12 protein-coding genes are annotated in these 13489 nt (G+C 64.9%); 5 read left to right on the top strand and 7 right to left on the bottom strand.

The features are described from left to right. The gene (locus ACRQ5Q_RS30225; protein ID WP_439374169.1) at window positions 1–870 is read right to left on the bottom strand and encodes a MurR/RpiR family transcriptional regulator; all 870 of its coding nucleotides are present in this window, start codon (window positions 868–870) and stop codon (window positions 1–3) included. A gap of 87 nt (window positions 871–957) precedes the next feature. On the opposite strand from ACRQ5Q_RS30225, the gene ACRQ5Q_RS30220 reads away from it, so the two are divergent. Both ACRQ5Q_RS30220 and ACRQ5Q_RS30215 read left to right on the top strand, forming a co-directional pair. After that, window positions 958–2142 carry an amino acid ABC transporter permease gene (locus ACRQ5Q_RS30220; RefSeq protein ID WP_439393592.1) on the top strand — a complete coding sequence of 395 codons (1185 nt, stop codon included), beginning with the start codon at window positions 958–960 and terminating at the stop codon, window positions 2140–2142. Between the two features lie 2 nt (window positions 2143–2144). Next, entirely contained in the window at window positions 2145–3251 is a 1107-nt protein-coding gene (locus tag ACRQ5Q_RS30215) for an amino acid ABC transporter permease (protein WP_439393590.1), read from the top strand. Between the two features lie 68 nt (window positions 3252–3319). Here the strand turns inward: ACRQ5Q_RS30215 and ACRQ5Q_RS30210 are convergent, their stop codons facing one another. Both ACRQ5Q_RS30210 and ACRQ5Q_RS30205 read right to left on the bottom strand, forming a co-directional pair. Beyond that, a complete protein-coding gene (locus ACRQ5Q_RS30210; protein ID WP_439393588.1) occupies window positions 3320–4738 on the bottom strand; it encodes an amidase in 1419 nt (472 codons plus the stop codon). Window positions 4739–4854: 116 nt separating this feature from the next. Continuing rightward, on the bottom strand, window positions 4855–5631 hold the full coding sequence (locus tag ACRQ5Q_RS30205) for an SDR family oxidoreductase (RefSeq protein ID WP_439393586.1): 777 nt from the start codon (window positions 5629–5631) through the stop codon (window positions 4855–4857). A 158-nt stretch (window positions 5632–5789) separates the two neighbouring features. Here ACRQ5Q_RS30205 and ACRQ5Q_RS30200 point away from each other — a divergent pair, with 158 nt between their 5' ends. After that, window positions 5790–6863, top strand: a complete 1074-nt coding sequence (locus ACRQ5Q_RS30200) for a tartrate dehydrogenase (protein WP_439374174.1) — start codon at window positions 5790–5792, stop codon at window positions 6861–6863. Between the two features lie 81 nt (window positions 6864–6944). Here the strand turns inward: ACRQ5Q_RS30200 and ACRQ5Q_RS30195 are convergent, their stop codons facing one another. From ACRQ5Q_RS30195 to ACRQ5Q_RS30180, 4 genes are read right to left on the bottom strand one after another with little or no spacing between them, the layout of a single operon-like run. Beyond that, a complete protein-coding gene (locus tag ACRQ5Q_RS30195) occupies window positions 6945–8018 on the bottom strand; it encodes a malate/lactate/ureidoglycolate dehydrogenase (protein ID WP_439393585.1) in 1074 nt (357 codons plus the stop codon). Between the two features lie 12 nt (window positions 8019–8030). Further along, window positions 8031–8942: an NAD(P)-dependent oxidoreductase gene (locus ACRQ5Q_RS30190; RefSeq protein ID WP_439393583.1), complete on the bottom strand. Its 912-nt coding sequence runs from the start codon at window positions 8940–8942 to the stop codon at window positions 8031–8033. Between the two features lie 12 nt (window positions 8943–8954). Then, window positions 8955–10205 (bottom strand): Zn-dependent hydrolase, encoded by a 1251-nt coding sequence (locus ACRQ5Q_RS30185; protein ID WP_439374177.1) that lies wholly within the window; start codon window positions 10203–10205, stop codon window positions 8955–8957. Between the two features lie 31 nt (window positions 10206–10236). Continuing rightward, entirely contained in the window at window positions 10237–11154 is a 918-nt protein-coding gene (locus ACRQ5Q_RS30180) for a LysR family transcriptional regulator (RefSeq protein WP_439393581.1), read from the bottom strand. A gap of 120 nt (window positions 11155–11274) precedes the next feature. Here ACRQ5Q_RS30180 and ACRQ5Q_RS30175 point away from each other — a divergent pair, with 120 nt between their 5' ends. Together ACRQ5Q_RS30175 and ACRQ5Q_RS30170 are read left to right on the top strand one after the other, a co-directional pair. After that, entirely contained in the window at window positions 11275–12090 is an 816-nt protein-coding gene (locus ACRQ5Q_RS30175) for a putative hydro-lyase (RefSeq protein ID WP_439374179.1), read from the top strand. Between the two features lie 92 nt (window positions 12091–12182). Further along, window positions 12183–13427: an ABC transporter substrate-binding protein gene (locus ACRQ5Q_RS30170; protein WP_439393580.1), complete on the top strand. Its 1245-nt coding sequence runs from the start codon at window positions 12183–12185 to the stop codon at window positions 13425–13427. The last annotated feature ends 62 nt before the right edge of the window (window positions 13428–13489 follow it).

The following is a 13489-nucleotide window of genomic DNA, read 5'->3' as shown; positions in this document are numbered from 1 at the left end:
TCAACCTTTCTCCGAGACGTAGGTGGAGGTCGCGGCAAGCCGTGCCTCGGTATTTTCCAGACGTTTCTTGGCGGCGACGCCGCCGAGCGAGAATGTCACCGCCGCGAGCGATTGCGCGATCGCGATGGCGCCCGTCAGGCTCGGGAAGAAGCCGGGCGAGGAGGCCGCCTCGAACAGCAGCACGTGGTCGGCGCCCTCGGCCATCGGCGCCGCGAGGCTGTCGGCGATCGCGATCAGCGTTGCGCCGCTGCGATGAGCGGCCTGCGCGACACGAACGCTCGCATGCGTGTAAGGCAGGAAGCCGATGACGATGACGGCTCCGCCGGGACGGAACGCGCCGAGATCGAGATCGTCGGGACCGGATGCACCGACGAGCTGCACCTGCTCGGGGCGGAACAGGCGCAGCTCGTAATTCAAGAGCTCCGCCACGCTGCGGCAGCTGCGATAGCCTGCGATCCATATCCGCTTCGCATCGTGCAGCGCGCGGGCGGCTTCTGCAATGGGATGTGCCGGAATGCGTGGAAGGCCGGCGGCCTCGGCTTCGAGCTTGTGGATGACGAGCGCGACATCGGCTTTGGGGCCGTGGCGGCTCTTCGCCCGGCCAGAGAAGGGCGAGGTCTGCGACGGCCGCCGCGCCTCGGTCAACGCCGCGCGCAGCTCGTCCCAGCCTGAATAGCCGATGGCCTTGGCGAGCCGGGTGAACGCCGCGGGATCGGCGCCGGCTTTGGCCGCGAGATCGCGCATCGAACGGGTGGTGGCATCGTAATCATTGGCCGCCACGAAACGGCCGACCTCCTGCAACCGCAGGGGGAGCGATGGCAATGCGATGCGCAGTTCGCTCAGGGGCGAGGATTTCGTGGGCTCGGCCATGAAACATTTGTTGCATGAAACGAGGTTTGGTGCAACAGTTGACGTGCGTCGCCGGAAATCGCTGCACTTGAGAAGGAATTTTGCGCTGTGACCGCCGATGATCCCAGACCGCCCCCGCCGCGCCGCTTCTTCGCGCTCGGGCGCAACGAATTGAAGGGCCTGTTCTGGCAGGTGCTGGTGGTCGGGATGGCGGTCGGGGTGATCGCCTTCCTCTGGTCCAACACCGTCGCCAACCTGTCGGCCCGCCGTATCACCACGGGCTTCGCCTTCCTCGGCCGCGAGGCAGGCATGCCCATTGCCGACAGCCTGCTCGCCTACAATCCGAGGGATACCTACCTCTGGGCCTTCGTCGTCGGGATCGCCAACACGCTGCGGGTCGCGGTGATCGGCATCGTGCTCGCGACCGTCCTCGGCGCACTGATCGGCATCTCCAGGCTGTCGGCCAATTGGCTGCTGTCGCGGCTCGCCGCGGTCTATGTCGAAACCCTCCGCGACATCCCGCTGCTGCTGCAACTGCTGTTCTGGTACGTGCTGATGCAGGCGTTGCCGGCCGCGCGCGCGGCGTGGCGGCCCGTCGAGGGCGTGTTCCTCTCCAATCGCGGCCTGATCCTGCCGGCGATCCCGATCGGCTCGCCTCAGCTCTGGGTGCTCGGCACGGCGGTGCTGGGCTTGATCGTGTTCTATGTCATCCGGCGACGGCTGATCGCCAAGCAGATGCGCGACGGCAGGCCCCGGCCGGGCTGGCCCTTTGCGCTCGGCCTCATTGTCGCGCTGCCGGCGGTCGTCTCGCTGGTGCTCGGCGTGCCCTGGACGATCGAATGGCCGCAATTGCGCGGCTTCAACTTCGTCGGCGGGATGACGCTCGCACCGGAATATTTCGCGCTGCTGATCGCGCTCGTGACCTACACCTCGGCCTTCATCGCCGAGATCGTGCGCAGCGGCATCCAGTCCGTGCCGCGCGGCCAGTGGGACGCCGCCAACGCGCTCGGCCTGCGCCGCAGCTTCATGCTGCGGCAGATTATCCTGCCGCAAGCGCTGCGCGTGATCGTGCCGCCGATGACGAGCCAGTATCTCAACCTGACCAAGAACTCCTCGCTCGCGGTCGCGATCGGTTATCAGGACGTGGTCTCGGTTGCCAACACCACGCTGAACCAGACCGGGCAGGCGATCGAGGCCATCGCGCTGATCATGGCAGTGTTCCTGACCATCAGCCTTTCCATCAGTTTCTTCATGAACTGGTACAACGCGCGCATCGCGCTGGTTGAGCGTTGAGCATGACCGCGATCACCGACACCCCCGATACCCCCCGCGCCGCTCGCCGGCCGCAGATGGGCAATCCGGTGCTGCGTTGGCTGCGCAAGAATCTGTTCTCGTCGATCCCGAATGGGATTATCACGGTCGTGCTGCTGGCGATCCTCGCCAAGGCCATTTTCAGCATCGTGCAATGGGGCATCGCCAAGGCGGTGTGGCTGACGCCCGCGAACGATTCCAGCGCCTGCCGCGCCGTGCGTGGCGTCGGTGCCTGCTGGGCGATCATCCCGGAAAAGTACCGCTTCATCCTGTTCGGCACCTATCCTTTCGACCAGCAGTGGCGGCCGGCGCTGTCGGTCGTGCTATTCATCGCGCTCTATTACCTCTCCACCCGCCGCGCCCTATGGCGGCGTGAGCTGGTCTATCTCTGGATCGGCGCGCTGGCGATGATCAGCGTGCTGATGTGGGGCGGCGTGTTCGGGCTGTCCTTCGTCTCCCAGGACCGCTGGGGCGGACTGCCGGTGACGCTGATCCTAGCGACGTTCGGTCTCGCCTTCGGCTTTCCGCTCGGTATCCTGGTCGCGCTCGGCCGCCGCTCGAAACTGCCGGCGATCCGATCGCTCAGCGTGCTCTATGTCGAGCTGATCCGCGGCGTGCCGCTGGTCAGCCTGCTGTTCATGGCAAGCGTGATGTTTCCGCTGTTCATGCCCGCCGGATTCAACATCGACAAGCTCTTGCGCGCCCAGATCGCGATCATCCTGTTCGCCGGTGCCTATCTTGCCGAAGTCATCCGTGGCGGTCTCCAGGCGGTACCGCGCGGACAGTATGAAGCGGCGGATGCGCTGGGATTGTCCTACTGGCGTAAGCACCGGCTGATCGTGTTGCCGCAGGCGATCCGCCACGTCATCCCGCCGCTGGTCAACACCTTCATCGCCTTCTTCAAGGACACCAGCCTCGTGCTGATCATCGGCATCTTCGATCTGCTGACGACGGCCAAGACCGCGATCATCGATCCGGCCTGGCAGCAATTTTCGGTCGAGGTCTACATCTTCGTCGCCGCGATCTACTTCATGTTCTGCTTTGCGATGTCGCGCTACAGCCGCGGTCTCGAGGCGACGAGCGGAAGGTGAGGGGCTCGTACCCTGGACAAGAAGCAACTCCTTGGCGCTGCGTCGTGTCCGGGGGGGCGCGATGGAAGTTACTTCTTCCCCTTCGGATCGATCGGCGTCGTCCCGCGCAGGCCCAAAATATCCTCCAGCACCTTGGCGCCGGCAATCACCTGCGCGTCGGCGCGCGGGGTGCCAACGACCTGCACGCCGACCGGCAGGCCCGACGCCGTGAAGCCGCAGGGCAGCGACAGCGACGGGCAGCAGGCGAGCGTGATGGCGTAGACGATGCCGAGCCATTCGATGTAGTTCTCGAACTTCTTGCCCGCGCACTCCGCGACGTAGCGGTTTTCGATCGGGAAGGGCGGCACGATCGTCGTCGGTGTCAGCAGCAGATCATAGGTCTTGAAGAACTCGACCGCACGGGCGGTCATGTCGACGCGCTGCGCCTCGGCGCGCGCGAGCTGCTCGACCGTGAGCTTGAGGCCTTCCTCGATATTCCAGATCACCTCGGGCTTGAGCAGGTCGCGCTTGGTGCGGAGCAGATTGGCCTTGGTGATCGCGAAATCGAAGGCGCGCAGCACGTGGAAGCATTCATGCGCCTCGCGCCAGTCCGGATGCGCCTCCTCGACGATGGCGCCGGCTTCCGCAAAACGTTCGGCGGCCTTGCGCGTGATCGCCTTCACTTCGGGATCGACGGGGGTGATGCCGAGATCGGGCGAATAGGCGATGCGCTTCGGCCTCTTGCCCCCCTGGGCCGCCGACAGGAACGAGGTTGCCGGGGCTGGCAGCGACAGCGGATCGTCCGCATAGTCGCCGCTCATGGCATCCAGCAGCAGCGCGAGATCCTCGACGTTGCGCGCCATCGGGCCGACCACGCCGAGATTGCGGTCGATGCCCGATTTGGGGGTATGCGCGACACGGCCGATGCTCGGCCGCATGCCGACGACGCCGCAGAACGCCGCGGGGCTGCGCAAGCTGCCGCCCATGTCGGAGCCCTGCGCGAGCCAGGCCATGCCGGTCGCAAGCGCCACGGCCGCGCCGCCCGACGAGCCCGCTGCCGATTTCGTTGTATCCCAGGGATTGAGCGTCGCGCCGAAGACCTCGTTGAAGGTGTTGGCGCCGGCGCCGAACTCCGGCGTGTTCGATTTGGCGTAGACCACCGCGCCGTTGGCTTCGAGATTTTCGACCATGAGGTCGGACTTCGCGGGGATGTTGTCCCTGAAGATTGGTGAGCCCTGCGTGTTCAGCACGCCCGCGACGTCGGTCAGGTCCTTGATCGGCACTGGCAGGCCCGCGAGCAGCCCACGCGCACCGGCCGGCTTCTGCATCATGGCTTTGGCATTGGTCCGCGCGCGATCGAAGCACAGGATCGGCAGCGCGTTCACCTCGCCGTCGACATCACCGATGCGCTTCTCCAGCACTTCCAGCAGCTCGAGTGGCGAGACGTCGCCGGAGCGCAGCTTGTCGACGACGGTGCAGGCGGATTCGCGGATCAGGTCTTGAGACAACTATTTTACTCCTGTGCTTGTTCATTCGCCGTTGCGAGCGCAGCGAAGCAATCCAGAATCTTACCACGGAGACAGTCTGGGATTGCTTCGCTGCGCTCGCAATGACGAGGATAGAGTCAGCTCCACCCGGCGCTGATGCCGCCGTCGACCGTGTAGATCACGCCTGAGGTGTAGCCGGCGCGATCCGACGCCAGGAATGCCATGAGATCGCCGATCTCGCGCGCATGCGCGGGGCGGCCGAGCGGCAGGCTCTTCTGGAATTCCTTGTAGCGTCTCTCGTCGCCGAACTGGTGCTTTGCCCGTGTCTTGAGCAGGGTGACGTGGCGGTCGGTGCCGACCGGGCCGGGATTGATGCCGACCACGCGGATGTTGTCGGCGAGGCTCTTGCCGCCGAGCGCGCGGGTGAAAGCCATCAGCGCGGCGTTCCCGGCGCTGCCGCAGATGTAGTTGGCGTCGAACTTCTCGCCGGCCGCGCCGATGTCGTTGACAATGACCCCGCCGCCCTTCGCCTTCATTTGGGCGTAGATGTGCCGCGTCAGGTTGATATAGCCGAACACCTTCAATTCCCAGGCGTGCCGCCAGGCCGCCTCGTCGATCTTGTCGATCGAGCCGCCGGGAATGTCGCCGGCGTTGTTGACGAGCACGTCGATGTGGGCGGCTTCCTTGGCGAGCCGCGCCACGTCCTCTTCCTTGCGCAGGTCGACAATGCTCGTCGTGGCGTCGATCTGGTGCGCGGCCCGCAGGCGATCCGCCAACGCCTTGAGCTGGTCGCCGCTGCGGGCTGCCAGCAGGAGATGCGCGCCTTCCTCGGCAAAAGCCTCGGCGGCGGCGGCGCCGATGCCCTTGGACGCGCCGGTGATCAGGACGCGCTTGCCGCGCAGGTGCAGATCCATGGGGAGTGACTCGCGAGGATGGGAACAGGATGAAATCAGTAGGCGCCTCGCTGCACCATGGTCAACATTGCAGTGCAGCGTTGCACTGCCGCCGACTTTGGTCCATTGCAGTGCGGTCAAAAAGACGGCGGCTGCCGGACCAACCAAGGACGTTTTCGATGAGCAAGAAACAATACCGGATCGCGGTCATTCCCGGCGACGGCATCGGCAAGGAAGTGATGCCGGAAGGCCTGCGCGTCCTGGAGGCGGCCGCGAAAAAGCATGGCGTCTCCGTGCAGTTCGACCATTTCGACTTCTCGTCCTACGACTATTACGAGAAGCACGGCCAGATGATGCCCGATGACTGGAAGGAGAAGATCGGCAAGCACGATGCGATCTATTTCGGCGCGGTCGGCTGGCCGGCGAAGATTCCGGATCACGTCTCGCTGTGGGGCTCGCTGATCAAGTTCCGCCGCGAGTTCGATCAGTACGTGAACCTGCGACCGGTGCGGCTGATGCCCGGCGTGCCGTCGCCGCTGACGGGTCGCAAGCCCGGCGACATCGATTTCTGGGTGGTGCGCGAGAACACCGAAGGCGAATATTCCTCCGTAGGTGGCCGCATGTTCCCCGATACGGACCGCGAATTCGTCACCCAGCAGACGGTGATGACCCGCACCGGCGTCGATCGCATTCTCAAGTTCGCCTTCGAGCTCGCCCAGTCGCGGCCGAAGAAGCACCTGACCTCGGCGACCAAGTCCAACGGCATCTCCATCACCATGCCCTATTGGGACGAGCGCGTGGAGGCGATGGCCAAGAAGTTTCCGGGCGTGAAGTGGGACAAGTACCACATCGACATTCTCACGGCGAACTTCGTGCTGCATCCGGACTGGTTCGACGTCGTGGTCGGCTCGAACCTGTTCGGTGACATCCTCTCCGATCTCGGCCCCGCCTGCACCGGCACGATCGGCATCGCGCCGTCAGGCAACATCAACCCCGAGCGCGATTTCCCCTCGGTGTTCGAGCCGGTGCACGGCTCGGCGCCCGACATCGCAGGTCAGGGCATCGCCAATCCGATCGGCATGATCTGGTCGGGCGCGATGATGTTCGAGCATCTCGGCGAGAAGGAAGCCGGCAAATCGATCGTCGAGGCGATCGAGCGCACGCTCGCCGAGCGCACGCTCCGCACCAAGGACCTCGGCGGCAACGCCGACACCACCGCGTGCGGCAAGGCGGTTGCGGATATGGTGGATTGAGGCGCGCTGCTAACCAAGGGGTCGTCCGAGCCCGGTGCGCAATTGCGCACCAGGCCGGAACGACATCGTTGCTGTCGTCGACTAACCCACGAGCTTCTCGATCGCCGCCTGAACCAGCCCGAACTTCTTCCCGGCCTCCAGAATCTCCTGCCAGGTGGTCGGATCGACCGGAATGCCCTCGGCGAGGCGCTTCTTCTTGGTCTCGCGCTCGGGATCGCCGGCGATCTTGACCTTGTCGACGCCGGGGCCGGGCGGTGAGCCGGTGTGCCAGGCCACAAAACTCTCGACTTCGCGTGCGAGATTTTCGGCGGTGCCGAGCTTGCCCGGGTCGATGACGATCGAGAGCATGCCGTTGAGGACGTTGTACTTGCCGTCGGACGGGCCCTTGACGACCTGCCCGCCGGAGAGCGCGCCGCCGAGGATTTCGCACACGAGCGCGAGCCCCGAGCCCTTGTGCTCGCCGAACGGCAGGATCGCGCCGTACGGCGGGATCACGGTGTAGCGCGGATTAACTGTGGGCTTGCCTTCATTGTCGATGATGGTGCCGGGCTCCAGCTCGACGCCCGTGTTGTGGGCGACGCGGGTCTTGCCCTGCGCGATCCTGCTGGTGGCGAAGTCGAGCACGATCGGGTCCTTGCTCCTGCGCGGGATGCCGACGCAGAACGGGTTGGTGCCGTGGCGCGCATCGCTGCCGCCCCAGGGCGCCACGATCGGACGCGAGATCACGTTGACGAAGTGGATCGAGACCAGCCCATGGTCGATGCACTGCTCGGCCCAGTGTCCGATGCGGCCGATGTGGTGCGAGTTGGAGAGGCCGACGAGACACACGCCGTTGCGCTTGGCGCGCTCGGCCGCCAGCTCCATCGCTTCATGGCCGATCACCTGGCCATAGCCGGTGAGGCCGTCGAGGGTGAGCAGTGGACCGGTGTCGAGCACGATCTTGACGTGCTGGTTCACGGCGAGGCCGCCATTGGTGACGCTCTGGACATAGCGCGGGATCATGCCGACGCCGTGCGAGTCATGCCCCCTGAGATTGGCCTCGACGAGATTGGTGGAGACGAGCTCGGCCTCGCGGTCCGAGGAGCCGCCGGCCTTGACGATGGCGCGGACGGCCTTGGTGAGCGCTTCGGCCTTGATGGTGCGATAGTCAGCCATTTGTCGTTGCTCTTATCCCTTCACGATCCGGCGGCAGTGGACCCATGCCGCTTCAATCAGGTTCTCGCTGGCCTCAGGCGTCCGGAACGCCGAATGCGCAGACAGCGTCACGTTCGGAATCCTCGTCAGCGGATGATCCGCCGGCAGCGGCTCGACATTGAAGACATCGAGGCCGGCATGGCGGATATGGCCGGACTTCAGTGCATCGATCATCGCGGCTTCGTCGACGATCGCGGCGCGGGCGGTGTTGACGAGGATGACGCCGGGTTTCATCGCAAGGATCTTCTCGCGGTTGATCATGCCGCGCGTCTCGTCGTTGAGCAGCAGATGCAGCGACATGACGTCGCTCTTCGCCAGCACCGTATCGAGATCGGTGAATTCGACGCCGGGATAGCTCTTCGGCGAGCGGTTCCAGGCGATCACCTTCATGCCGGAGCCGGAAGCGATGCGCGCGACCTCCGCGGCGATGCCGCCGAAGCCGATCAGACCGAGTGTCTTGCCGGTGAGCTGCATGCCGTCCTCGCGCAGCCAGGTTCCGGCGCGCATCTCGCGGTCCATCATCGCGATGACGCGCGCCGAGGCCCACATCAGCGCGATCGCGGATTCTGCCACAGCGGTGTCGCCATAGCCTTTGATCAGGTGCACGGAGATGCCGAGCTCGGCGAGCTCCTCCGGGTTCATGTAGCTGCGCGCGCCGGTGCCGAGGAACACGACGTGCTTGAGGCCGGTGCACTTCTTCGCCACCTCGGTCGGCAGCGCCGTGTGGTCGACGATCGCGATCTCGGCGCCGTCAAGGATCTCAGGATATTGCTCGGGCTTGATATCGGGATCCCTGTGGATCCGCACCTTGGGATCACCGGGCCTCGTCAGCCGCTCCATGACCAGGGCGAGGGCTTCGTTGGCGTCGACGAAAACTCCGCGCATGGTTCTCTCCGGTCAGGACGCGACGCCGGCGATCGCCAGCACGGTATGCATCAGAACGTTGGTGCCCGCGGCGCAGTCGGATTGCGTGGCGTCCTCCAGCTCGTTGTGGCTGATGCCGTCCTTGCAGGGCACGAACACCATTGCCGCCGGCATCACGGTGTTGAGATTGCACGCATCGTGGCCAGCGCCGGAGGTGATGCGACGGGAGGAATAGCCGAGCGTCTTGGCCGCGTTCTCGACCGCCGCAATCAGCCTCGGATCGAAATGCGTCGGCGCCTTGCGCCACACCAGATCGATCTTGACCTCGACCTTGCGGCGCGCGGCGATCTCGGCGATCGTGGCACGCAGATCGCGATCGAGCGCATCCATGATGGCGCTGTCGGCGCTACGGCAGTCCATGGTGAAGGCAATCTCGCCGGGAATGACGTTGCGCGAGGGGTTTGCGATCACGGCCTCGCCGATGGTGCCGACTGCGTTCGGCCCATGCTTGTTCGCGATCGCCTCCATTGCCAGCACGATCTCCGACAATGTCGCCAGCGCATCGCGCCGCAGCGGCATCGGGGTCGAACCCGCATGGCTCTCGAAGCCGGATATCTTGCCGTCGAACCAGAGCACGCCCTGGCCGGAATCGACCACGCCGATGGTCTTGCCCTCGGCCTCCAAAATCGGACCCTGTTCGATATGCAGCTCGACGAAGCAGCCGAGCTTCTGGAAGCCGACCGGCTTGTTGCCGCGATAGCCGATGCTGTCGAGCGCCTCGCCGACGGTCGTGCCATCGATGTCCTTGCGCGACAGGATGTCATCGGTGGTGAAATCGCCGACATAGGCGGCGGAGGCCATCATCGCAGGTGCGAAGCGCGAGCCTTCCTCGTTGGTCCAGTTGACGACGCAGATCGGCGCCTCGGTCTCGATGCCGGCGTCGTTCAGCGTGCGGATCACTTCCAGCGCGCCAAGCGTTCCCAAAATGCCATCATACTTGCCGCCGGTCGGCTGGGTGTCGAGATGCGAGCCGATGCCGACGGGCAGCTTCGACATGTCGCGGCCCTTGCGCAGGCCGAACATCGAGCCGAGTGCATCGACATGCACCTCGAGACCGGCATCCTCGCAGGCCTTGCGGAACCAGTCGCGCACCTGCTTGTCTTCGCCGCTCAGCGTCAGCCGCCGCACGCCGCCCTTGGCCGTCGCGCCGAACTGCGCGGTCTCGTGAATGGAGCCCCAGAGGCGGGCGGAATCGATTTGCAGGTTCGTGGCGGCTCGGCTCATGCGGTCGTTCTCTCTTTTGTCCGGCGCCTTTTCAATGGCCCGCCAGCGCGGGCGCGTCAACCGCGAGGCTGCTCTGCGCGATCTGCCGTGCAAGCTCGGCGACGCGCTCCACGGCAACGACGTCGGGAGAGGCGAGCCAGCTTGCGGTGAAGGTCAGCGGTGCGATCGCGAGATCGGTGTCGAGCAGCTGCAGGCGGCCGTCGGCGAGCTCGTTCTCGACGATGGCATCGGGGATCACGGCGATGCCGAGCCCCTCGACCGCCATGTGGATCACGGTCGCCAGCGAAGCGGACGCGTGCAGGCGGATCGGCGGCAGCTCCGGCCGGTCGAACACCTCCCGCACGACCTCGTAAGGCTTGGTCTTGCGCGGGAAGGTGATGATCGGAAACCGCGCGAGCTCCGCCGGCGTGACTGGGCCCTTGCCGAGCCCGAGCGAGGGGCTTGCGAGAAATCCGATCGGGTAGTCGGCGAGCACGCGGTTGTGCACGCCGGAGGCCGACAGCGGCCCCACCACGAAGGCGAGCTCGATCTCCTGCGCGAGCAGGCGCGCGGTAAGGTTCGGCGTGATGTCGACCTCGATCTCCAGCGACAGATTCGGATAGATCTCGTTCACGCTCTTCACGAGGCGCGGCAGCCAGGTGTGCACGATGGTTTCGGCGACGCCGAGCCGCATCACGCCGCGCATTGCGGAACGATCGCCGATCTCTGCCATCATCTCCGCGCGCAGGCCGATCAGTTTCTCCGCGTAGACCATCATCTGCCGGCCGCTCGGGGTCGGCGAGGCCACGCGATGGTCGCGGTTCAGGAGCTTCACGCCCATCTCGCGCTCGAGCTGGGCGATACGCTGGGAGATCGCCGGCTGGGTGGTGTTGAGCCGTGCGGCGGCGCCTCGAAAGCTGCCGAGCTTCACAACCCAGAGGAACGTCTCGAGCGACCTGAAGTCCAGCATTGGAAGGATTTTCCCAATCGATAAATTAGATTTATCGATATTGATTAGAAAGGAAGATTAGACTTTATAGCACGCTTGGTGTTGGCTTGTCTTTGTCGAGTTTATAGGCAGGTCGATCTCATGACTGTTTTGGTGGCAGCGCAGCAAACTGAAACACCCGACACCCTTCCGAGCCGCCAGGCGCGGCTCGCGTATCGCGCCGGCGAGGTGGGGTCGACCGCAGGGGTCGCCCCCGGCTTCGTCCAGGGCAATCTGGCGATCCTGCCGGCCGAATATGCCGGCGCCTTTCACCGCTTCTGCCAGCTCAATCCGAAACCGTGCCCGATCATCGGCATGTCCGACGTCGGCAGCCCGTATATCCCCGCGCTGGGCGCCGATCTCGACATCCGCACCGACGTTCCCCGCTACCGCGTCTGGCGCGACGGCGAAGTCGTCGCCGAGCCGACCGACGTCAAGAGCTACTGGCGCGACGATCTCGTGACTTTCGTGCTGGGCTGCTCGTTCTCGTTCGAAGAGGCGCTGCTCGACGAGGGCATGCCGATCCGCCACATCGAGCAGAACGTGCGCGTGCCGATGTACCGCACCAACATCGCCTGCGGCGAGGCTGGTCCGTTCGCCGGCCCCATGGTGGTGTCGATGCGCCCGTTCAAGCCGGCCGATGCGATCCGCGCGGTGCAGATCACCTCGCGCTATCCCGCAGTGCATGGTGCGCCCGTGCATCTCGGCCATCCGCACCTGATCGGCATCAAGGACATCGCCAAGCCCGACTACGGCGATCCCGTACCTGTCGCCGACGACGAGATTCCGGTATTCTGGGCCTGCGGCGTGACGCCGCAATCGGTGATCAACGCCGCGAAGCTGCCGTTCGCGATCACGCATTCGCCCGGCCTGATGCTGGTGACGGATCTGAAGAACAGGACCATGGCCGTGATTTAATGGGCAGCGTTTGCTGCTTCTTCAGGCTTTACGCTATCTGCCAATCGCTTCATTCGATACGCGCAAAATTCGGATAACAGGGGACTTTGCCAATGACGATCACTCGCCGCGACGTTTTGCTCGGAGCTACCGCCGCCGCAGCGCTGCTGCCGCTGGCTGCGCGTGCGCAAACTTCTGAAGTGGTGATCGGCGCAACCTATCCGCTGTCGGGCTCCGGCGCCCAGGTGGGCGTCGATGCGCAGCGTGCGTTCGAGACCGCGATCGACATCATCAACAACGATCAGGACTTCGAGCTTCCGCTGGCAAAGGGCGTGGGCTTGCCGGGGCTTGGCGGTGCCAAGATCCGTATTGTCTACGCCGACACCCAGGGCGATCCGCAGAAGGGACGCGCCGAAGCCGAGCGACTGATCACGCAGGAGAAGGTCTGCGCCATCCTCGGTTCCTATCAAAGCGCGGTCGCGGTGACGATCAGCCAGATTTGCGAACGCTACCAGATTCCGTTCATGTCGGCGGACAACTCCTCGCCGAGCCTGCATCGTCGCGGTCTGAAGTATTATTTCCGCGCCTCGCCGCATGACGAGATGTTTTCGGCCGGGATGTTCGACTTCCTCGATGCGATGAGGAAGAAGGGCGCCAAGGCCCAGACCCTGGCGCTGTTCCACGAAGACACCATCTTCGGCACCGATTCCGCCAACGCCCAGACCAGGCTCGCGACCGAGCGCGGCTACAAGATCGTCGCCGACATCAAGTACCGCGCCAACTCGCCGTCGCTGTCGGCCGAGGTGCAGCAGCTCAAGGCGGCCAATGCCGACGTGCTGATGCCGTCGAGCTACACCACGGACGGCATCCTGCTGGTCAAGACCATGGCCGAGCTCGGTTACAAGCCGAACGCGATCGTGGCCCAGGCGGCCGGCTTCTCCGAGAAAGCGCTCTACGACGCCGTCGGCGACAAACTCGAGGGCGCGATCACCCGCGGCAGCTTCTCGCTCGATCTCGCCGCCAAGCGGCCGATGGTCGGCAAGATCAACGACCTGTTCAAGGCGAAGTCGGGCAAGGACCTCAACGACAACACGTCGCGACAGTTCATGGCCATGATCATCATGGCGGACGCCATCAACCGCGCCAAATCGACCGACGGCGAGAAGATCCGTGATGCGCTGGCCGCGACGGAAATGCCCGGGGAGCAGACCATCATGCCCTGGAAGCGCGTCAAGTTCGACGAGTCGGGCCAGAACAACGATGCCGATCCGGTCCTGCTGCAGTATGTCGGTGGCAAGTTCGTCACCATCTTCCCGGCGCAGGCGGCGGTGGCCGACGCAATCTGGCCGATGAAGTAAGCGATCAGGTTGCGGGCGGGGGACGAAGCGACGTGACAGCTGAAACGATTATCCAGAGTCTT

This window comes from Bradyrhizobium sp. PMVTL-01 (assembly GCF_051861855.1).
GTDB lineage: Bacteria > Pseudomonadota > Alphaproteobacteria > Rhizobiales > Xanthobacteraceae > Bradyrhizobium.
The sequence above is the reverse complement of the archived record's forward strand: the minus strand, read 5'-3'. Positions and strand labels throughout refer to the sequence as shown.

Coding starts and splice junctions, on each gene's coding strand:
- ACRQ5Q_RS30185 (WP_439374177.1), bottom strand. CDS start 10,205: ATGAGCCGAGCCGCCACGAACCTGCAAATCGATTCCGCCCGCCTCTGG.
- ACRQ5Q_RS30175 (WP_439374179.1), top strand. CDS start 11,275: ATGACTGTTTTGGTGGCAGCGCAGCAAACTGAAACACCCGACACCCTT.
- ACRQ5Q_RS30200 (WP_439374174.1), top strand. CDS start 5,790: ATGAGCAAGAAACAATACCGGATCGCGGTCATTCCCGGCGACGGCATC.
- ACRQ5Q_RS30205 (WP_439393586.1), bottom strand. CDS start 5,631: ATGGATCTGCACCTGCGCGGCAAGCGCGTCCTGATCACCGGCGCGTCC.
- ACRQ5Q_RS30170 (WP_439393580.1), top strand. CDS start 12,183: ATGACGATCACTCGCCGCGACGTTTTGCTCGGAGCTACCGCCGCCGCA.
- ACRQ5Q_RS30190 (WP_439393583.1), bottom strand. CDS start 8,942: ATGCGCGGAGTTTTCGTCGACGCCAACGAAGCCCTCGCCCTGGTCATG.
- ACRQ5Q_RS30195 (WP_439393585.1), bottom strand. CDS start 8,018: ATGGCTGACTATCGCACCATCAAGGCCGAAGCGCTCACCAAGGCCGTC.
- ACRQ5Q_RS30225 (WP_439374169.1), bottom strand. CDS start 870: ATGGCCGAGCCCACGAAATCCTCGCCCCTGAGCGAACTGCGCATCGCA.
- ACRQ5Q_RS30180 (WP_439393581.1), bottom strand. CDS start 11,154: ATGCTGGACTTCAGGTCGCTCGAGACGTTCCTCTGGGTTGTGAAGCTC.
- ACRQ5Q_RS30215 (WP_439393590.1), top strand. CDS start 2,145: ATGACCGCGATCACCGACACCCCCGATACCCCCCGCGCCGCTCGCCGG.